This is a genomic window from Sphingomonas populi (assembly GCF_004208535.1).
Taxonomy (GTDB): domain Bacteria; phylum Pseudomonadota; class Alphaproteobacteria; order Sphingomonadales; family Sphingomonadaceae; genus Sphingomonas; species Sphingomonas populi.
In genome coordinates this window covers 1-18,734 of record NZ_SGIS01000057.1, presented here as the reverse complement: position 1 = coordinate 18,734, position 18,734 = coordinate 1, and the positions used below count along the sequence as shown (strand labels likewise).

General features: G+C 60.6%; 18 protein-coding genes and 1 pseudogene. 11 read left to right on the top strand and 8 right to left on the bottom strand.

Going from position 1 to position 18,734, the window contains the following annotated elements:
- Positions 1-301: 301 nt before the first annotated feature.
- The 3 genes from EWE75_RS21930 to EWE75_RS21920 are packed head-to-tail and all read right to left on the bottom strand — an operon-like array spanning position 302 to position 2,991.
- Positions 302-1,072, bottom strand: a complete 771-nt coding sequence (locus tag EWE75_RS21930) for a TetR/AcrR family transcriptional regulator (protein ID WP_130160221.1) — start codon at positions 1,070-1,072, stop codon at positions 302-304.
- A 40-nt stretch (positions 1,073-1,112) separates the two neighbouring features.
- Positions 1,113-2,066 carry a fumarylacetoacetate hydrolase family protein gene (locus EWE75_RS21925; RefSeq protein WP_130160220.1) on the bottom strand — a complete coding sequence of 318 codons (954 nt, stop codon included), beginning with the start codon at positions 2,064-2,066 and terminating at the stop codon, positions 1,113-1,115.
- A gap of 16 nt (positions 2,067-2,082) precedes the next feature.
- On the bottom strand, positions 2,083-2,991 hold the full coding sequence (locus EWE75_RS21920; protein WP_130160219.1) for a VOC family protein: 909 nt from the start codon (positions 2,989-2,991) through the stop codon (positions 2,083-2,085).
- Between the two features lie 168 nt (positions 2,992-3,159).
- On the opposite strand from EWE75_RS21920, the gene EWE75_RS21915 reads away from it, so the two are divergent.
- The 6 genes from EWE75_RS21915 to EWE75_RS21890 all read left to right on the top strand — a co-directional run bounded on the left by EWE75_RS21915 (position 3,160) and on the right by EWE75_RS21890 (position 9,523).
- Positions 3,160-4,281 (top strand): FAD-dependent oxidoreductase, encoded by a 1,122-nt coding sequence (locus tag EWE75_RS21915; protein ID WP_231708505.1) that lies wholly within the window; start codon positions 3,160-3,162, stop codon positions 4,279-4,281.
- Positions 4,281-5,417 (top strand): amidohydrolase family protein, encoded by a 1,137-nt coding sequence (locus EWE75_RS21910; protein WP_130160218.1) that lies wholly within the window; start codon positions 4,281-4,283, stop codon positions 5,415-5,417. The genes EWE75_RS21915 and EWE75_RS21910 overlap by 1 nt, the downstream gene beginning before the upstream one ends.
- Before the next feature lie 37 nt (positions 5,418-5,454).
- On the top strand, positions 5,455-6,018 hold the full coding sequence (locus EWE75_RS21905) for a cupin domain-containing protein (RefSeq protein ID WP_130160217.1): 564 nt from the start codon (positions 5,455-5,457) through the stop codon (positions 6,016-6,018).
- Positions 6,019-6,032: 14 nt separating this feature from the next.
- Positions 6,033-7,361: a fumarylacetoacetase gene (gene fahA, locus EWE75_RS21900; RefSeq protein ID WP_130160216.1), complete on the top strand. Its 1,329-nt coding sequence runs from the start codon at positions 6,033-6,035 to the stop codon at positions 7,359-7,361.
- Complete coding sequence (locus tag EWE75_RS21895; RefSeq protein WP_130160215.1) at positions 7,358-8,530, top strand: MBL fold metallo-hydrolase; 1,173 nt, start codon at positions 7,358-7,360, stop codon at positions 8,528-8,530. Before fahA ends, EWE75_RS21895 begins: the two co-directional genes overlap by 4 nt.
- A gap of 276 nt (positions 8,531-8,806) precedes the next feature.
- Positions 8,807-9,523 (top strand): IS6 family transposase, encoded by a 717-nt coding sequence (locus tag EWE75_RS21890; protein ID WP_130160214.1) that lies wholly within the window; start codon positions 8,807-8,809, stop codon positions 9,521-9,523.
- 464 nt (positions 9,524-9,987) lie between these two features.
- On the opposite strand, the pseudogene EWE75_RS21885 reads toward EWE75_RS21890, so the two are convergent.
- The 3 genes and pseudogenes from EWE75_RS21885 to EWE75_RS21870 all read right to left on the bottom strand — a co-directional run.
- Positions 9,988-10,682, bottom strand: a pseudogene (locus EWE75_RS21885) (IS3 family transposase); the annotation flags it as partial.
- Between the two features lie 323 nt (positions 10,683-11,005).
- On the bottom strand, positions 11,006-11,620 hold the full coding sequence (locus EWE75_RS21875) for an FMN-dependent NADH-azoreductase (RefSeq protein WP_130160213.1): 615 nt from the start codon (positions 11,618-11,620) through the stop codon (positions 11,006-11,008).
- Between the two features lie 23 nt (positions 11,621-11,643).
- The gene (locus tag EWE75_RS21870) at positions 11,644-12,435 is read right to left on the bottom strand and encodes a DODA-type extradiol aromatic ring-opening family dioxygenase (protein ID WP_130160212.1); all 792 of its coding nucleotides are present in this window, start codon (positions 12,433-12,435) and stop codon (positions 11,644-11,646) included.
- A 75-nt stretch (positions 12,436-12,510) separates the two neighbouring features.
- Here EWE75_RS21870 and EWE75_RS21865 point away from each other — a divergent pair, with 75 nt between their 5' ends.
- The 3 genes from EWE75_RS21865 to EWE75_RS21855 all read left to right on the top strand — a co-directional run bounded on the left by EWE75_RS21865 (position 12,511) and on the right by EWE75_RS21855 (position 15,005).
- On the top strand, positions 12,511-13,407 hold the full coding sequence (locus tag EWE75_RS21865; protein ID WP_130160211.1) for a LysR family transcriptional regulator: 897 nt from the start codon (positions 12,511-12,513) through the stop codon (positions 13,405-13,407).
- A gap of 126 nt (positions 13,408-13,533) precedes the next feature.
- On the top strand, positions 13,534-14,295 hold the full coding sequence (locus EWE75_RS21860; protein WP_130160210.1) for a nucleotidyltransferase family protein: 762 nt from the start codon (positions 13,534-13,536) through the stop codon (positions 14,293-14,295).
- A complete protein-coding gene (locus tag EWE75_RS21855; RefSeq protein WP_130160209.1) occupies positions 14,292-15,005 on the top strand; it encodes a DUF6602 domain-containing protein in 714 nt (237 codons plus the stop codon). The genes EWE75_RS21860 and EWE75_RS21855 overlap by 4 nt, the downstream gene beginning before the upstream one ends.
- Here the strand turns inward: EWE75_RS21855 and EWE75_RS21850 are convergent.
- Complete coding sequence (locus tag EWE75_RS21850; protein ID WP_130160208.1) at positions 14,987-15,922, bottom strand: LysR substrate-binding domain-containing protein; 936 nt, start codon at positions 15,920-15,922, stop codon at positions 14,987-14,989. The two genes, EWE75_RS21855 and EWE75_RS21850, sit on opposite strands and share 19 nt — an antisense overlap.
- 96 nt (positions 15,923-16,018) lie before the next feature.
- Here EWE75_RS21850 and EWE75_RS21845 point away from each other — a divergent pair, with 96 nt between their 5' ends.
- Together EWE75_RS21845 and EWE75_RS21840 are read left to right on the top strand one after the other, a co-directional pair.
- The gene (locus tag EWE75_RS21845) at positions 16,019-16,348 is read left to right on the top strand and encodes a nuclear transport factor 2 family protein (protein ID WP_130160207.1); all 330 of its coding nucleotides are present in this window, start codon (positions 16,019-16,021) and stop codon (positions 16,346-16,348) included.
- Positions 16,345-17,133 carry an SDR family oxidoreductase gene (locus EWE75_RS21840; RefSeq protein WP_130160206.1) on the top strand — a complete coding sequence of 263 codons (789 nt, stop codon included), beginning with the start codon at positions 16,345-16,347 and terminating at the stop codon, positions 17,131-17,133. The genes EWE75_RS21845 and EWE75_RS21840 overlap by 4 nt, the downstream gene beginning before the upstream one ends.
- A 453-nt stretch (positions 17,134-17,586) precedes the next feature.
- On the opposite strand, the gene EWE75_RS21835 is transcribed toward EWE75_RS21840, so the two are convergent.
- The gene (locus EWE75_RS21835) at positions 17,587-18,600 is read right to left on the bottom strand and encodes a cytochrome P460 family protein (RefSeq protein WP_130160205.1); all 1,014 of its coding nucleotides are present in this window, start codon (positions 18,598-18,600) and stop codon (positions 17,587-17,589) included.
- Between the last annotated feature and the right edge of the window lie 134 nt (positions 18,601-18,734).

The following is an 18,734-nucleotide window of genomic DNA, read 5'->3' as shown; positions in this document are numbered from 1 at the left end:
CGGCGACCACCGACGCCAACCGCGCCGCATCTTCAGAGTTTACGATCACACATACGATCTGGGACATCCCGCCAGACTCGCACGAAACTAACCGATTGTGAATCACCTGATTGGGTCAGTGCACTAGGTAGCCAAGGGCCAGGATCCGGATCTGCAATGGCAAGGTCTCAAGCAAGTGGCGTTCGTCATTGCCGACATAATCGCGTAGGAGCGTCAACTCGAAAGCCAAACGCCGATATCATCCCGCGGTCGCCGCCCAAAGCAGGCAAAGAGCTCTTCACCCACGATGGTTACCGCAACATCATCGAGTTTCTGCAACGCCGCTGATCGGCTCTATGTCGTTACGCGGTGACAATCCGTTGAGCATCAGATCACACATAAAATCGGCATAGGCAGCAGCGTGATCAGCCGTGGATCCACCATCTTCCATCAAGAATGCCATGACTGGTTCGGCGATCACGAAATAGTCGCACATCCCAATGATGGCCATGTACAGGAACACCGGGTCGACTGGGCGCAGCGTCCCGGCCTGTTCCCCGCGCGATAGATAGTCGCGATAACGCGCGACGGCTGCCGTCGCGATTTCCCTGTAGACTTTTCGGGAAGCTTCGTCTGAAGAGCGTGCCACGTCCTCCATCATGAGCCGGTGATAGAAGGGATTGGTCAGCTTGAACTCAAGAAGCGTGCGAATTCTGGCCGACAATTGCTGTTCCGGCTGCATTTCCGCGCGGTTCGTGGCGGCGCCAGCGACGACTTGAAGCCGCTCCGTCAACGAGCGCGCGGCGGTGCGCATCAGGCTGTCACGATTTTTGAAATAGTATCGGATCAAGCCGGGATCGACATTGGCGCGCCGCGCTAGCGACGCCCGGGTAATCTCTCCTGGCGGAACTTCTTTAAGTAGGTCAAGCGCCATTTGGACTAGAGATTCCGGCCCAACCGTGTTGTCGTCGGCGCCAGGACGGCCGGGCGCCCTGGCTGGCTTAGGCGCAGATCCGACCTTTGGTGGGCGGCCCCGCTTGCGGCGTGGCTCTGCTTGATCGAGTTCGTTGTCCGCGCCGCTGCGTTTCGCCATGCTATATCGTCAACCTTCTATATTGCTTGGGCAAGCCCTGTTAGCAGCGCCGCAGACTATTCTCCAGTTCGGGATTATTGCGGCGGATTGCCTCATGATTAGTCGAATTCTCGCCCATGTACACGCCGCGCTCCCATACACGTTTCAAGGGATCCTCTACGGTCAACTCCATGCTGCCGATCCCTGAAATATCGACTACCACGCGCTCGCCATCCTGCAGATAGCCCAGCCCTTCGTGGTTGGTCCCACACGAAACGACATCGCCACTGTTCATCGTCATCAATCGCGTGATGAACGCAACGATCGCTGAAACGGGATGCTCCATGTCGGACGTCGAATAGTTGTGCCGCAGATCACCGTTGTTCCAAAGGCGAACGTGAAGGTCGTTAGGATCGGCGATCTCGTCGGCGGTGACGATACAGGGGCCGAGCGGCGCAAAGGTGTCGAACGACTTACCGAGCCAGCTCATCTTTTTCCAGGTAAACCGGCCCTCGCCCCGAGCCGTGACGTCGATAGCGGCAGTGTAGCCGAAGATCGCATCGCGCCAACACTCGGCGGGCACGTTCTTCGAAGGTCCTCGGAACACCAACGCTAGCTCGGCCTCGTGCATGAACGAGGTTGGCTCGGTGAAGTCGGGAAGCCGGATCACATCGCCGGGCCCGATCACTGCGTCAGGATTCTTGAGGAACATGTTGAGCGGCGCGGCATCACGGTCGCGATGTTCCCAATAATTGCCGATGCAGTTGAGGATTTTGCCCGGACGAGGAAGCGGCGGCCCCAAGCGGACCTGATCGAGCGGCTTGGCGGCGGCGTGTATTATGTGATCGTTGAGGGTCGGGCTCAGCGTTTCGAACTGGTCGATGATCTCTTGCATGACGAGCTGCGGTGTAGGAGCGTCCGGAACGAGCGCTGTGATATCAACCACGCCTGCATCCGTGATGATGGCGGGACGCAAGCTGTCATTGTCGGAATCCGCGAACATTGCAAGTTTCATGGTGGTCCTTCCTCGATTAGACTTCGCATGCCACCCAGAGTGCAGGGTCGGGCTTTAGCGGCGGATAGTCGGCAGGGCCTGCCAGCCGTCCCGTGCCCCATTGATCCATGACATCGGCAGCGCGCGGGAACGAGCGGGGCGTCCAGTCCTCGGGCAAGGATTCGACCTCGGCCGTATATTCGATCATGAAGCCGGCTGGCGAATTGAAATAGGCAAAGCTGTTGTCGCCGGCGGTATGGCGCCCCGGGCCCCATTTCGGCGGCATCCGCGCCTTCATCATGCGGCCCATGCCCCGCATCATCTCGTCCATGTTGGCAAGTTCGAACGCTACGTGGTTCAACGTCGGCGCGCCCGCGACGAACGCCATGCAATGATGCTTAGGTCCATGACCGCGCATGAAACACATGAACTGGTCGAGCCAGTCGCTGACCTTCAGGCCCAGATGTTCTTCATACCAGGCGACAGTCGCCGAAACGTCCGGTGCGTGGAAGACTACGTGGGACAACCCCAGCGGGAGTCCGGATCGCGGCTCGGGCGGCGAACTGCGGCGCTGCGCTACATCTGCGGAAACCTCCACGAGCCGACCCTCAAAGTCGAAGAAGCGGAAGCCGTAACCGCCGCCCGGCTGCTCAAGCGCCGCTGGCGTGGAAACAATCTCGACACCTTCCGACGTGAGGGAGTCGTGCAGTTGGTCGACATGAGCCGCAGACAGGGCGGCAAGGGCAAAGAGATCAGTCCTCCGCTCCGCCGTTTGGCGCAGCCTCAAGATGAATGGCTCTGCGGAACCCCTTGCTGCAAAATAGAGGCAGCCCTCATGCTCGGCCTCGCGGGTGAGACCCCATGTGGTTTCGAAAAATTCTGCTTCAGTCAGAAGGTCCGGAACCGCCAGGGCGACATAGCGGACGTGGGAAACATAGGCAGGCACGGCAGACTCTCCTTCTGCGCAAGAAGCTCATGAGAATTCCTCAATAAGAGAATTATCGTCAACGTCAAGGGTCGAGACCCTTGCCATGAGAAGGGAAACAAAATCCGCTTGCATAATTCCCTTATTAAAGAATATATGCGGACTCAAGGTCGATATGTGGAGATGCGCGTGGTCAGTCAGCAAAGAATTCTCGTCGTGGGCGGCGGCATAACCGGTATGGCCGCCGCAATCGCGCTTGCCCAAAATGGCCATGCGGTCGATTTGATTGAAGAGGATTCCGACTGGAAGGCGCTGGGCGCTGGTCTTACGGTTCTCGGCTCAACGCTGCGCGCGCTCTCCCACCTGGGGATCGTGGAGGAGGTGCTTGCGCAGGGCTATTTCGCCTTTGGCAATGACATCTATCACGCATCTGGCCGCAAGCTGTTCGAGCGGGAGGGGATGCAGATGCCCGACTGCAGCCTGCCAAATGCGGGCGGCATACTGCGGCCGGTGCTGCATCGGATCCTTCAGGCTCGCGTCCGCGATCTGGGTATCGAGGTGGCTCTAGGCTTGACCTATCGGGATTTCTTCCACGACGATGAAGGAGTGAATTTCACCTTCTCTGACGGAAGCTCGGAGCAATATGATTTCGCGGTCGTTGCGGAAGGGCTCAATTCGCGGATGCGCGGTGTGCTCTTCCCCGATGCGCCGAAGCCGACGTTCACGGGTCAAGGCTGCTGGCGCCTCCTCCATCCCCGGCCAGACACCATCCCGCGCAGTGCCTTTTATGTCGGCGGCCATGTGACGGTCGGCACCGTGCCCGTCTCAGACGCGGAAATGTATGTCTGGGTGCTTGAGCATGTGCCTGACAACCCCTGGATCGCGCCGGAGGATCAGCCGACAAGGCTGCGCTCGTTGATCGCTGATTTCGGCGGCGAGGTCGGCAATTTGCGCGACAGCATCGGACCGGAATCGAGCATCGTATATCGCCCGCTCGAGGCCCTGCTTCTGCCCGCGCCATGGCATTCTGGCCGCATTCTTATGATGGGTGATTCTGTTCACGCCACCTCGCCGCATCTGGCGTCGGGGGCGGGCGCTGGCGTCGAGGACGGCGTGGTGTTGGCCGAGGAACTGGAGCGCGCGGATTCGATACCTGTTCTGTTCGATGCTTTCATGGCACGCCGTTTCGATCGATGCCGCCTGGTCGTCGAGGGTTCGATCGAGATCGGCGAAGCCGAGATGGCAGGAGAATCGTCGCGCATCAACGAGTTGATGACCAAGGCGCAGGCCGCATTGGCTATGCCCTTCTGATGGCACAGCCCGAACACCCCTTAGGCTCGAATAATGTTGGCGGTTCCCCGCCGGCTTGCCAGCCTGTTATCGACCTGCATTGCCATGTCCACACACCCGAGGTGGAAGCGCTGGTGGCGGGTCGGCCTGAAAAGGCGGCGGCGATCACGCGAAGCCTTGCCGAGCAGGGCCCGGAAAGCAGCCGGCACAACGCCGCGCATCTTCTGCCAGACTGCACGGCCCGCATGTCCGACATTGGACGAAGGCTCTCCGAGATGGATGGCATGGGCGTCGATGTGCAAGTGCTCAGCCCTTCACCTGGCCAATATTATTATTGGGCCGATTTCGACCTGGCTGCCGAGATCGTCCGTCTACAAAATACACATATCGCCAGACTCGTCGCCGATCATCCCAAGCGTTTGCTAGGGTTGGGAGGCGTTGCCTTGCAGCATCCCGCGCTGGCCGTCGAACAGCTCGATCATGCCGTGCGCCATCTCGGATTGCGTGGCGTGGAGATCTCGACCCTGATCGACGGACGTGACCTGGACGATCCCGAATTCGAGGCGTTCTGGCAACGCGCCGAGGAGCTGGCGGCGGTCGTTTTCATCCACCCCCTAGGTACAAGCCTCGGTTCGCGGCTTGATCGCTTCTATCTGTCCAACATCATCGGCCAGCCGCTCGAAACCACGATCGCCCTGTCGAAGCTGATCTTTTCGGGTGTGCTGGACCGCAGGCCGGGGCTGAAGCTGCTAGCAGCCCATGGCGGCGGCTACTTGCCGACCTATGCTGCACGTTCAGATCACGCCTGGGCCAACAGACCGGATTCGCACGCCATGGCGCGTCCGCTCAGTGACTACCTGCGGCAGATTCACTTCGATATCCTGCTGTACAAACCTGAAGCTGTTGCTGCGCTCGCTGCGGTGGTGGGGGTCGACCGCTTGGTCATCGGAACCGACTACCCTTTCGATATGGGCCATTACGACGTCGAGTCGCTGGTGGCGGCCATTCCATCGATCAGCGACAGCGAGCGTGAAGCGATTCTCGGCGGAAATGCTCTGCGCCTCCTGAATTTTGACAGCAACGGTCTGCGCAATCACCGCGTCGATGGATGCGCCCATTGTGCCGATCAGATCGCTCTCTCGCCACCCCTCGTTTGATGCTCACCCATTTTCCATCCTTGAATGAGGACGCACGATGAACCCTATTCGCCGCATCGTCACAGGACACGACGCCTCCGGAAAGTCCGTCTATCTCGACGTAGGCGAGCCACCGCAGAAGCACCACCGCACGGCTCCTCCAGTTGAGTTTGTTGAAATATGGAGCACCTCGCAGGTGCCCGCGCCGATCTTTCCGGTAGAACCCGCGGAGCCCAACGATCGACTGCCGCTGCGCATTCCACCCGACAAGGGCGGCACCGTCATCCGTATCCTCGACATCCACCCCGGACATCTCGATAATATCGTGCCGCGGGACGACGGTCGGCACCCCAGCATGCACCGCACCGAAACCATCGATTATGGCATCATGATCGAGGGCGAGATCACGATGATCCTCGATGATGCCGCAGAAGTCACGCTGCGCCCCGGTGACATCGTGATCCAGCGCGGCACGGATCATGCCTGGGAGAACCGTTCGGGCAAGGTGGCGCGCATCGCCTTTGTGTTGATCGACGGCTTCTTCGACGGCGCGCTCGCGGATCAGCTTAAAGATGTGAAATTGATGAATACGACGATCCCCCAGCGGGGCGATCAGCATTGAATGGAGTGAAGAGCATGTCCCTGCGGATCGACCAGACCCATTTGCCTGAACTGCGTAGTTGGGTTCCAAGCGCCGATGGCCATCCCGAATTCCCGATTCAGAACCTGCCGTTATGCATCTTTTCGATAGGCGAAGGGGCGCCGCGCGGCGGGGTGGTAATTGGCGATCGGCTACTCGATCTTGCTGCTCTGCTGGCGTCGGGGCTTCTGTCGTCCAGCGACGCGGAACTGATCGGCCATGCAGCGGGGTTGGAGCTCAACCCGTTCATCGGTCTTTCCGCCGATAGGCGTCGGCAGTTCCGCACGATCATCTCGGGACTTCTCGCCGCCGGATCCGAAGCGGCCGCCCGGACCGATGCGCTGCTGGTGCCGACCGCCACTGCCCGCTTCCACATGCCTGCGAGCGTGGGCGATTATAGCGACTTCTTCGCGGGCATCTGTCACGCAACTAACGCCGGACGGTTCTTCCGTCCCGACAATCCTTTGCTCCCCAATTACAAGCATGTGCCGATCGCCTACCACGGCCGCAGCTCTTCGATCCGGGTTTCGGGCGAAGACGTCATCCATCCGCATGGCCAGCGCGCGGCGCATGGCAGCACAGAGCCGACTTTCGGCCCCAGCCGACGTGTCGACTTCGAACTGGAACTGGGCATGTGGGCGCGGGGCGGTAACCGATTGGGACAGCCCATTCCGATCAGTGAGGCCGGCGATCACCTTGCTGGGATCAGCCTGCTCAACGATTGGTCTGCGCGGGACATCCAGGCGTGGGAGACGCAGCCGCTGGGACCATTCCTCGGCAAGAATTTCCTGACTACGGTCTCACCCTTCATCGTGACCGCCGAGGCGCTGGCGCCGTTCCGCCGCGAGCAGGCGTCCCGCGCGGAAGGCGATCCGCAGCCGCTGCCTTATCTGCTGGATCCCAGCGACCAGGCGTCTGGTGCGCTAGACGTTCATCTCGATGTCTTCATCTCAACGGCGGCGATGCGGGCCTCCGGTCTAGCGCCGTGCCGGCTGACCCAGGCAAGCACGCGGGATCTCTACTGGACCCCCGCGCAGATGATCGCGCACCACAGTTCGAACGGGTGTGATCTGCGTGCCGGCGACCTGTTGGGCACCGGCACGATCTCGTCGCCCAATTCGGACGGGCATGGCAGTCTGCTCGAAATGACGGGTGGCGGTCGCAACGAAATCACACTCCCATCTGGCGAACAGCGGCTTTTCCTGGAAGATGGCGACGACATCATCTTCACGGGCTATTGCGAGGCTGAGGGCTTTGCCCGCATCGGCTTCGGTACGGCGGTGGGCCGCGTCGTCGCCAATCCCTATTGGGGAGAAAATGCATGATCGTCGATCTGCAGCTTTACACCTATTTCCCGGCGAAATTCCGCAAATTCCTGAAGGGTTCGAAGAGGTCGGCTTCGCAGTTACCAGCAAGCACCTGGTGCGGACGCCGGGCGTCTTCCGCTCGGAAAGCGGCACCGAGAATCGCACCTTCCAGTTCGAATTCACAGGACGCAGTAATGTCAGTTCGTCGTGCGATTGTCGCAACTGCGGCGCTTATCGCTCTGGCCCTTTCCACGCCACCAGCCGCCGCTACAGCCCCGGCACAGTTGACCACATTCGTCACGCTTGGAACAGCTGGAGGACCCGAACTGCGGACCGAAAGATCGCAGCCAGCGAATGCCGTAGTCGTCGGAAAGGCTGTCTATCTGTTCGACGTGGGGGATGGCGTGCAACGACAACTGGCCGGCGCGCATTTGCCACTCGCATCGATCCGCGCCATATTTCTGTCGCATCAGCATATCGATCATATCGGTGGGCTTGCGCCATTGATCGTGAACCGCTGGCTTTTCGACAACAGCGGCACGCCCGTGCCGATCGTGGGGCCACCTGGAACCATGTCGCTTGTCAATGGCCTGGCAGCGTCTTTCCGCGCAACGGAGCTCGCTCCCGTACAAATCGGCGGGCCGGCCCGTCCGTCCATAAGTACGTCCGTGAAACCTCAGGATCTGGCCGCCGACCTTGTCAGTCCAACGGTCATCTACCAGGATGAGAATATCCGTGTGCTGGCGATCGGTAACGCGCATTACCACTTTCCGGCGAACAGTGCCGAAGCGCGCTGCGCACGCTCCTATGCCTTTCGTATCGAAACAGTCGATCGGGTTATCGTCTATACCGGTGACACCGGCCCTTCCCGGGCGGTCGAGGCATTGGCCAAGAATGCCGATCTGCTCGTCAGCGAAGTGATGGATATAAAGGGGGCAATGGCGCAACTGGTCCGCAACAACGTCCCTGCTACCAAGCGTGAGGCGATCGCCGAGCATTTCCGGCTGAATCACCTGACCCCGGCCGATGTCGGCAGGCTGGCCGCCGCCGCAAACGTCAAGGCAGTCGTCCTGACCCATCTCGTCCCGGGTGCCGACGGCGAGACCACCACCACTCCCTATACCGACGGAATACGGGAATGGTACGCAGGTCCGGTGCAGGTCGCTAGAGATGTTGGCCGCTATTAGGGGCGGTACATAGAACATGGAGTAATCGCGGATCGTACTGAACCCTTTTACGACTTTGACGGGCGATATCGGTGCCACCAAAGTTCGGCGCTAAGATGAAGCGCTGGTTGGGGAAGTAAACATGATCCTGCCTATAAGGGAGGTTGCCATGAGCGCGTATGTCGGTTTGGACGTTTCGTTGAAAGAGGTCATCGCAACGGATGTGTTCTGATTGGCTCTGTTGCAAAAATTGGCGTGATGCCGATCTACCGGCTTTGAGCTGGAGGCGGAGCGGGCGTGAACGATTTCAAATGGCGTCATTTTCGGGGTGAGATCATTCTCTGGGGCATTCGTTGGTATTGCAAATACGGCATCAGCTACCGGAACCTTGAGGAAATGCTGGATGAGCGGGGCGTTAGTGTCGATCACACGACGTTGTACCGCTGGGTTCAGCACTATGCGCCCGAGATGGAGAAGCGTCTGCGCTGGTACTGGAAGCGGCCGGGGCTTTCACGCAGCTGGCGCGTCGATGAGACGTACGTCAAGGTCAAAGGCAAATGGGCCTACCTCTATCGGGCCGTCGACAAGAACGGCGACACCATCGACTTTTACCTGTCGGCGACGCGGAACATGAAAGCCGCCAAGCGCTTCCTGGGCAAGGCCCTCAACGGTTTGAAGGATTGGGAGAAGCCTTTGAAGATCAATACCGATACAGCGCCCACCTATGGTCCGGCGATCGCGGACCTCAAAAAGGAAGGTAAGTTGCCGGAGGAGGCGTTGCACCGGCAGGTCAAATATCTCAACAGCATTGTCGAATCTGATCACGGCAAGCTGAAACAGCTGATCAAGCCAGTGCGCGGATTCAAGACTTTGAAAACGGCCTATGCGACGATCAAGGGCTTTGAGGTCATGCACGCCCTTCGCAAAGGCCAGGCGGCCATCTTCCGATATAGCGGCGGCATCATGGGAGAAGTGCGTCTGATCGAAAGGCAGTTCAACGTCTACACCGCCTGAAACCAGGCGGGGCAACGGCCGCGATCGGCTCCGCGAGGTTTTTGCAACAGAGCCCCAGTGCGTTCTGGCGACCTCGAGCATCCGTTCTGGGGACAGCAGGGTCGATAGCAGGAAGTATCGGACGATGACCGGCTCCGGCGTGCCGGCGCGTTTGCAATAGGTCTCGACGCGGGCGACGCAGCTATGCCGGGGTAAGTGATGCCGTTTGCCGGGACGATCATCGCGGCTTGCGCTTCAACACGGTCGTGGGCGCTGGCTGGCTGCTGGAGCGCTTCGCCGGCTGGATCGGCAGCCGAGATCAAGGCCTTGGCACTTGGGGCAGTGTTGGGTTGGACGGCTCCCAACGGCATCGTGATGTGCCAGGATGAGGTCGTTGAAACACTCACATGAAGGAGCAGCCCGTGACAAATATTATCCGCATCGGCATCGACACGTCAAAGAGCGTTTTCCAGTTGCATAGCGTAGAAGCCGCGCGTCATTGGGACGTAGGTGATGTCGGTCGCCCAGACCTGGTTCGGCTGCGTGACCGCCAGCTTGCGGAGCAAATACGGGTAAATCCGGTGTCCCTGCGCCGGTTTCGAGGTGTTGCGCCGGCGGTAGATCGCCGCGATGCCCATCTTCTTCATCAGCGTGGCGACGTGCAGCCGCCCGACCTTCACGCCTTCGCCGCCGAGCAAATCCCGAAGCATTCTGCTGCCGGCAAACGGGTAGGTCATGTGCAGTTCGTCGATCCGGCGCATCATCGCGAGATCGGCGGACGATACCGGACGAGGCAGATAATAGATGCTGCCGCGACTGATACCGAGCTGCCGCGCCTGCCGTGAGACCGGCAGATCGTGAGAACGGTCGATCATCGCTTTGCGTTCGGCAACAGTCCGGCTTTTCCGAGCGCACCGGACAAAAAATCGTTTGCCAGCGTCAGCTCGCCAATCTTCGCATGCAACACTGTCACATCGACCGCGGGCTCGGCCGGAGCCTGCTCCGCGCCGAACACGTCAGCCGCGCTCTCCAGCAGCTTAGCCCGCCACTGGTTGATCGGGTTTGGGTGCACGTCGAACTGCAGTGCCAACTCGGCAAGCGTCTTCTCGCCTTTCACCGCGGCCAACGCCACCTTCGCCTTGAATGCCGGACTATGATTCCGGCGCGGTCGCTTGCTCATCGTGCCTCCTGTACGCAGCCATTCTGGCTGCCTTCAGGCCGACAATCCACTCATCCGGCTGCGCAGCGCAGTTTCTCCGAGCCACCTCTGTGCCGGCTGGCGAGGTGCTGCGCGCCTTGCCGAAGGGAAGCCTTTCCGTGGCGCAGGTCTATCCGCCTTTGGCCGCAGAGACTGCCCTGCTCTAGGCTCCTCCATGCCAGCTGGCAGCGTCACCGTACGCCCGCGAGCACGACACAACGTTCTCTTCATGTTCGTTCCGTGTCAGCTCGGCAGTCATGGTTTTAGCCAATGGGCTGCATGTAGACATGCAGCCCATTGTGCGCTCAGGCGGCGGCCGCCTCGAGTTCGGGCTGAAGGGTTTCGATAAACGCCTCCATCGTCGTCTCGCGCATATCGACGGCCTTCGCACCGCCACCGGCCACGACGGTCACGTCGGTGATGCCGATCACGCTGAGGAGCAAGCGGAGGTACTGCGTGGCGATATCGCGGTCGCGGATCGGCGAACCTCCAGTGTAGACGCCGCCGCTTGCCACCAACACCGTGGCGGTCTTGCCGGTCACGAGGCCCTTGCCGTCGAAGCCGAGCGTCAGCCCCTTGCGCACGATGCTGTCGATCCAGGCCTTGAGCTTGGCAGGGACGTTGTAGTTATAGACCGGGGTCGCGATCACGAGGTGGTCGCAGGCGAGCAATTCGCCAACGAGTTCGTCCGAAAGGGCCAGCTCGGCCTTCATCTCGGGTGAGTGTTGCTCGGGCGGCGTAAAATAGGCCTGGAGCCACGGCGCGTCGATAAACTTGAGGTCGGTTTCCATCAGGTCGCGTTCGACGACCTCACCGTCCGGGTGTGCCATTTGCCATTCGGCAACGAAGCGACGTGTCATGTTGCGCGAGATCGACTGGTCGCCGCGGGGGCTGGTTTCAACAACGAGAAGCTTGGTCATGATTATTCCTTTTTGAGAATGGATCAGCCGAACCGGAATCCGGAGATCGGCTTGCCGAGTGCATGGCCGTGGAAGTGAATGACGCCGGTCTCCTCCGACGCCGCGCCTGCCGCGACCATCAGGGGCAGCAGGTGGTCCTCATGGGGCTGCGCGACGCGGGCATGCGGCGCGTCTTCCCAGCGGATCAGAGCTTCGTCGCGCGTCGCACCCTCGATCATGGCGGTGCGCAGCCAGCGATCGAATGCCTCCGCCTGTTCGTCTACCGCGCCGCCGCTGAAGAAGCCGCGCATGTTGTGGTATGTCTGGCCGCTGCCGAGGATTAGCACGCCCTCGTCGCGTAGGGGCTTCAGCGCCCGCCCGATCGCAAGGCGGGCGGCCGGATCAAGACCACGCTGGAGCGAAAGCTGCACCAGCGGAATGTCGGCGTCTGGCACCATGACCTTGAGCGGGACGAAGATGCCGTGATCCCAGCCCCGCGCGTTCTCCACGCCGTTTGCGATGCCGGCATCCGACAATAGCTCGCGTACCCGCGCCGCGATCGCGGGGGCCCCCGGCGCAGGCCAGGTCAGGCGGTATGTGTGTTCGGGGAACCCGCCATAGTCGAACAGAAGCGACGGATGCGCGCCGGCGTTGACGGTTGGCACGTCCTCTTCCCAGTGCCCGGATATGGCGAGGATAGCGCGCGGCTGCTCTGGCAGCGTTGCTATAAAGCCCCGCAGATAGGTTTCCAGCTCGCGCCAGGTATCGCGCATCGGCCCCGGCTCCAGGAAGAAGCAGGGTCCGCCGCCGTGATTGATGAAGAATGTTGGTTGCATGCGGCCCATATGGCTGCTGGACGACCATCGCGGGAGTGATAAAGATGTGATGATCTTTATCGGCTGGAGTGATCGATGATCGGCAACTTTACGCTGGACCAGCTCCGCGTCCTCACGACCATCGCTGAGACGGGCAGCTTCTCCGCCGCAGGGCGCAGGCTTGGGCGCGCGCAATCCGCCATCAGCCAGGCAGTCGCGACCCTGGAAGACACGCAGGGGGTGACGCTGTTTGACCGATCGGGCTTCCGGCCGGTTCTGACCGACGTGGGCCGGGTGCTGGTAGCGCAAGCGCGCTCGGTCCTTGCGAGCGCCGCCCGGTTCGAAGCCATGGCCGCCAGCACGCGCGAGGGGATCGAGGCCGAGCTGGCAGTTGCGATCGATCCGCTGGTGCCAACGGCTGCCTTCATCGACAGCTTGCATGCGCTGCGCGCCGAGTTCCCATTCCTCCCGGTCAGTTTTTCTACCGAAGGACTAGGCGGAGCCGAGCGCCGGCTGCGAAGCGGTGACGCGGCGCTGGCGTTCTGCATCCTTTTGCCAAGCGTGCCCGATGACATCGCGGCGCTGCCGTTGCTGGGGATCGACCTCGTGCCCGTGGTGTCGCCTTTCCATCCCCTCGCCGAGCTGAAGCGGCCGGTGACCGCCGGGGAGCTGGACGACCATATCCAGCTCGTCTTGTCCGACCCGTCCGCACCCGATGGACCCAACTACGGCGTCATTGGCACCAGAGCTTGGCGCTTTGTGGACCTTGCACGGCGACTGGATTTCTTGTTGGCGGGCTTGGGGTGGTGCCGGATGCCTGAGCATCTCATCGCGCCACATCTGGCCGATGGTCGCTTGGTTGCTTTGACGATTGAAGACGATCCGGCGATCGCGACCGGTCCGCTGATGATCTATGCCGCTCACATGCGGAATCGCGCTCCCGGCCGAGCGGGGGCCTGGCTGCTAAGCGACTTACAGGCTCGGCTCGGCTGATGGAGATTTTCAACGTCTGCTCTTGGCAGAGGCGGCCGATAGGACGCTCTCCACTAGGCGACGTCACTCGCAACGTCGGATGGTTATCGACGCGACAAGCGAATTTCAGTCTTATACTCTGCGGCGATGGTGGGGATTGATGAACATATTCGGATGGTGCTGGCGCGGCACATTATGGACACGGGCATCTATTCGCCTGTGCGCGGCGTCCAAGCCACGATCGACCCGGTACTCCGCCGCTGGGGCACCCAGTATATCGTGGATATTCGCCCGAGCGGTTCCTTTGCCAAAGGCACGGCGGTGCATGGCGGCACTGACATCGACATTTTCATTTCCCTGACGTCGACGCTCAGCGACACGCTTCAGTCGATCTACGACACCTTGTTCAACGCCTTGTCGCAAGCGGGCTATGCGGCGCGGCGTCAAAATGTCTCGATCGGTATCGCAGTTGGCGGTTGGAAGGTCGACGTGACTCCGGGGCGCCGGCAGGATCAGTACGGAAACTATCATAGCCTTTGGAGCAACAAGACCAGCAGTTGGCTCCAGACGAACATCAACGAACATGTTCGCGTCGTCTCCGGGTCGGGCCGGATCAACGAGATCCGCTTGATTAAAATCTGGCGTAATCGCTTCGGGCTGGACTGGCCGTCCTTCTACCTCGAACTCTTCGTGATCGGCGCGTTGAAGGGCGCGCGGGTCGGCGCCGTGCAGGACAACGTGGTCACCGCCTTTCGCGCCATCGATCAGTCGATCGCGACACGCAGGCTCATCGATCCCTCGAATACAAACAATGCCGTATCGGCGGCCTTAACGGCCGACGCGAAAGCCGCCCTCGCAGTGGCCGCGCGTTCGGCGCTGAACAGCTCCTGGGAGACCGTGTTTCAATGACTTCAGACTGGTCTCTCCCCGTTCTCTTTGCCGATTTCCACGACAAGATCGAACGCGAGCTCGCGACCGCCCGAAAACTCGGGCACCCAACGGAAAAGGGAGATGCGAGCGAGCAAGTCTGGAACGACGTGCTCAACCACTATCTGCCGCGCCGCTACGAAAGCCGGAAAGGCTTCGTCGTCGACAGCAAAGGCGCCTTCAGCCAGCAGATCGACGTCATCATTCACGACCGCCAATATTCGCCGTTCGTGTTCAGCTTCAAAGGCACTGACGTCGTCCCGGCGGAGAGCGTCTATGCTGTGTTCGAAGCCAAGCAGGAACTGACCGCCGATCATATCCGCTACGCGCGTGAGAAGGCGGCGTCCGTGCGCCGCCTACATCGCACCAGCCTCTCCGCAGAGACGATCGAAGGGCCTTCGCGACCCAAGCCCCTCCACCATATCCTGGCAGGCATCCTGACGCTCGGCGCAGGGTGGACACCGCCGCTCGGCCACACGCTGAATGGCCATCTCCGGCAGGATATGGCGGAAGGTGTGATCGATCTTGGCTGCGTCGCCAATGCCGGCTGGTTTACGCGCCGGGATGACGATTTCGAAGTGACCTCAATCGACAAGGCTGCAACGCGCTTCCTACTGGAGCTGATCGCGCAGCTGCAGGCTATCGGGACCGCGCCAATGCTCGATGTGCGCGCCTATTCAGGCATGATCTGAACGCGGCTTGGTTGTGCGAGCCGCCCGGCGGCGAAGTCGCGCGCGAGCGCAATAAAGGCTTGGAAGGCCGCGGAGGAATTACGCCGATTGGAATAATAGAGGCACAGCGGCACGAGGGGCGGCGTCCAGTCTTCGAGAATGCGCACGAGCCGTCCCGCCGCAATGTCGGCGCGTATATCGGCTTCCATGAAATAGCCGATCGCTACGTCGTTCATCACCGTAATCCGGGTCAGGGAGGCTTCGTCGAGGGTGATCGGGCCCTCGACGTCGAGCTGCAGCTCTTCGCCGCCGTTTTCGAACCGCCATCGAAACAATGCCCCATTGGGAAGCCGCACGCGAACGCAGGGATAAGTGAGCAGCTCCTGCGGCACTTGGGGGATAGCCCGACTTTCGAAAAAAGCCGGGGATGCGGCAACCGCCATGCGTCTTACTTGGCCCAGCGGTATGGCGATCGCGTCGCTTGGCACCAAATCTGCGCTGCGCACTCCCAGATCGAAGCCCGCTGCCACGACATCAACAAGCCGCCCCTCCGTGACGAGATCGATATGGACTTGGGGGTAGCGCTGTAAATAGGTCAGTACCAAGGGCGCCATGATCTCTCGCGCCGCAGTCGCGAAGGCATTGATCCGCAAGGTGCCGGACGGCGTCTCCTGCTGGGAGCGCGCGGTGTTCATCGCTTTTTGGATGTCCTCGAGCGCTGATTTGATCTGTGCGACGAAGATCCGCCCGGCATGGGTGAGCGAGACGCTGCGGGTGGTGCGATTAAACAACCGGACGGCAAGCTCCCGCTCGAGCTTGCCCACCGCGTTGCTGATGGCCGTGCTCGACATGCCCAGGTCGAGCGCCGCAGCTCGAAACGAGCCGCACCGAACGATGGCGAGAACCGCCTCAAGCTCGATTAGCGAATGGCGCGTCATTATCCCGATTTCCGTGACACCCTATGCCGATTTGTCTCGATTATCAGGTGGAAAGTCCACCGCTAAATAGACCTCGTCACCGTCGAGGAGATGAATATGTCAATGGACCTACCAAAGCCGATTGCCGAATATATCGACGCAAACGCCCGCCTCGATATCGACGGCATGTTGAAGCCCTTCCTGAGCCACGCCGTTTTCATCGACAACGGCAAGCACTTCGAGGGACAGGCGGCGATACGCCAGCTGTTCGAAGAGGAAGTGATCCCGGTGAAGGCGATCTTCACGCCCGATACTGTTCGGGAAGAAGACGGCGATGTCGTCGTCGAAGGTCCCGCTTATGGCGACTTCCCAGGCAGTCCGCTCCGCTTCACCTATCGCTTCACGCTGGTGCATGGCGCCATCAAAACGCTGGAAACTGCGGTATGACCATCAAAACTGATCCCACCGAATTCGCCGGCAAGCGCGTGCTCGTCAGCGGTGGAACCAAGGGTCTAGGCCGCGCTACGGTCGAGCGTTTCGTCGCCGGCGGAGCCCGTGTTCTCACGGTGGCCCGCACGATCAAGGATCCCATCGTGGGCGTTGAATATGTCCAGGCGGACCTCACGACTGCGGAGGGCGGTGAAGCACTGGTCAGGGCGGCGATCGAGAAACTGGGCGGCATCGACATCCTCGCCCATGTTATAGGGGGTTCGGCTTCGCCGGCGGGTGGCTTCGCCGCACTGACCGACGACCACTGGCTCGCCGAGCTGAACCTCAATCTGCTCGCTACGGTCCGGCTCGACCGCCTGTTGATCCCGCAAATGCTTGAGCGGGGCAAGGGCACCGTAATCCACGTTACTTCGATCCAGTCCGTCCTGCCGCTGCCCGAATCCACTACCGGGTATGCCGCCGCCAAGGCCGCGCTGAGGACCTACAGCAAATCCATCTCCAAGGAACTCGGTCCCAAGGGTGTGCGGGTTAACGTCGTCTCGCCTGGCTGGATCATGACGGAGGCCACCGGAGACTTTCTCGAAATGCTTCGGACTGCCAACGGTGGCACGATCGAAGACGCGCGCCAGTCCGTGCTCGATGCCCTGGGCGGGATATCAATCGGGCGCGGAGCCGAATCCGAAGAGGTGGCCGACCTCATAGCATACCTCGCCTGCGACCGTGCCGCCGCGATCCATGGCGCCGAACTCGTGATCGATGGCGGGACTATTCGCACTGTTTGAGCGTGCCGCCCGACATCTGCCTACTAGGGAAGTCAGGGTTCGGCACGCCGGCGATGGCAATCGATTGACGCGCAGCACGCACCCTCCCAATCTGTTCTGAAAGGAACGACTTTGATTGGTAGCGCTTTGGCATGATGTCAAAGCCGCTCGAGCAGCGGTGAGCGGCAGCTTCTGAGAAGCGCTGCCGCTTAACCTGTAGCAAAACAACGACGACTTTGCCCCAGTCTCAGCCGTTCGAGCTTAGCGAAAATCGCGCGGCTTGATCTTGATGCCCTCGGTGGGCTGGCCTGGAATGATCCCCGACCCAAGGCGAAGGTCCGGGATTAATGCCGAGGACGAGACTATGCCGAGCACGTTCGGCAAGCCCAGGAATTTTCGTTAAAATTCGACTGCCCGGTCGGCATAGTTTCGCGTCTCCTTTGCTGTGAACAGCAAAGGAGATCCCATGTCAGGCTATTTCAGGCTCTCAAGATAGCTGATGATATCGTCTCGCTTCGCAGGCTCTTCCACACCTGCGAAGAATCTCCCCATCCGATTGCCTGGAATGAAGTTCTTCGGATCCGCGAGGTGCCTTTCCAGAGTGCTTCGCGACCATTGCACGGTCGAAGCGGACATGGCCGGAGAAAAACCGTAGCCCTCAAGTGATCCGGCCTTTCGGCCGATTACGCCATAGAGAGATGGACCGACGCCATTTTCGCCAACGACGACCGAATGGCAACTGCTGCATGTTGCTTCAAAAGCAATCTTGCCCTGCGCTGCTCGTACTTGCGTCATCGCAGGCGTGACCGCCGCGATGCCACCGGCAACATTCATGACAGGCGCATGCTCAACGCGGCGTCCGTCCTCTGATTGTAGTGCTGGCATCGCGCCAACCGGAATTGCCTTTTGGCCAAGCGCGCCAAGCGCGGGGTAGGCATATGTATAGGTCCAGTCGTTGGCGCGAACCGGCAGATGGCATTGCTGACAATCCGACTTGTAATCGGTTGCGATCTGGCGAGATGTGTTTTTGGGATCGAATTGAGCCCAGCCCCAGCCATCACCCCATAACGGGTTTGATTTGAAGCGCCCTTGCGTATCTTTGATCATGAGAAACCAGGTCGTGGTGTCGCTGGCCCAGAACGCTTTCCCCGTCGTGTGTGGCGCGCCGAGCGTTGCAGAGACTTCCTTTACGAGCACGGCACCGTCGGGCCATTTTCCGGATTGCCGGAAGGCCGCGAGGTCCTGTGGTCGGGTGTAGACCGAGTGCAAATCTGAAACTCCGTCGCCGCCGGCGACCGCCCATGTGCCGATAAATACAAAGCCAACGGGGAAATCCTTCGGATAGGATATTTCCCCAGCCGGGCCGACCAGCGTCGAGAATGTGTCGCCGCCCGGTTTTGCATCGCTTGCCTCGGAAAAGGTCGAAAGCGTGGCAATGAGCACGAGTGCACTTATTCCGCCGAGCCAAGTCAGATATTTTGGTTTCACGGCAGACTAATACCAAGTCTCGATGATCGTGACTCGCAAGGGCTTGCCAGCGGCGGTAAGCTTTGATTCAAGATGGCAAACGGACTGGAGTTTGCCATGCCTATCGCACTTCGCACCGACTTCGACTTTTCTGC

Bases quoted from the DNA above. Each gene is read 5' to 3' on its own strand.
- EWE75_RS21870 (WP_130160212.1), bottom strand. From the start codon at position 12,435: ATGCAACCAACATTCTTCATCAATCACGGCGGCGGACCCTGCTTCTTC.
- EWE75_RS21860 (WP_130160210.1), top strand. From the start codon at position 13,534: ATGGTGGGGATTGATGAACATATTCGGATGGTGCTGGCGCGGCACATT.
- fahA (WP_130160216.1), top strand. From the start codon at position 6,033: ATGTCCCTGCGGATCGACCAGACCCATTTGCCTGAACTGCGTAGTTGG.
- EWE75_RS21850 (WP_130160208.1), bottom strand. From the start codon at position 15,922: ATGACGCGCCATTCGCTAATCGAGCTTGAGGCGGTTCTCGCCATCGTT.
- EWE75_RS21905 (WP_130160217.1), top strand. From the start codon at position 5,455: ATGAACCCTATTCGCCGCATCGTCACAGGACACGACGCCTCCGGAAAG.
- EWE75_RS21865 (WP_130160211.1), top strand. From the start codon at position 12,511: ATGATCGGCAACTTTACGCTGGACCAGCTCCGCGTCCTCACGACCATC.
- EWE75_RS21875 (WP_130160213.1), bottom strand. From the start codon at position 11,620: ATGACCAAGCTTCTCGTTGTTGAAACCAGCCCCCGCGGCGACCAGTCG.
- EWE75_RS21930 (WP_130160221.1), bottom strand. From the start codon at position 1,072: ATGGCGAAACGCAGCGGCGCGGACAACGAACTCGATCAAGCAGAGCCA.
- EWE75_RS21925 (WP_130160220.1), bottom strand. From the start codon at position 2,066: ATGAAACTTGCAATGTTCGCGGATTCCGACAATGACAGCTTGCGTCCC.
- EWE75_RS21840 (WP_130160206.1), top strand. From the start codon at position 16,345: ATGACCATCAAAACTGATCCCACCGAATTCGCCGGCAAGCGCGTGCTC.
- EWE75_RS21895 (WP_130160215.1), top strand. From the start codon at position 7,358: ATGATCGTCGATCTGCAGCTTTACACCTATTTCCCGGCGAAATTCCGC.
- EWE75_RS21855 (WP_130160209.1), top strand. From the start codon at position 14,292: ATGACTTCAGACTGGTCTCTCCCCGTTCTCTTTGCCGATTTCCACGAC.
- EWE75_RS21910 (WP_130160218.1), top strand. From the start codon at position 4,281: ATGGCACAGCCCGAACACCCCTTAGGCTCGAATAATGTTGGCGGTTCC.
- EWE75_RS21845 (WP_130160207.1), top strand. From the start codon at position 16,019: ATGTCAATGGACCTACCAAAGCCGATTGCCGAATATATCGACGCAAAC.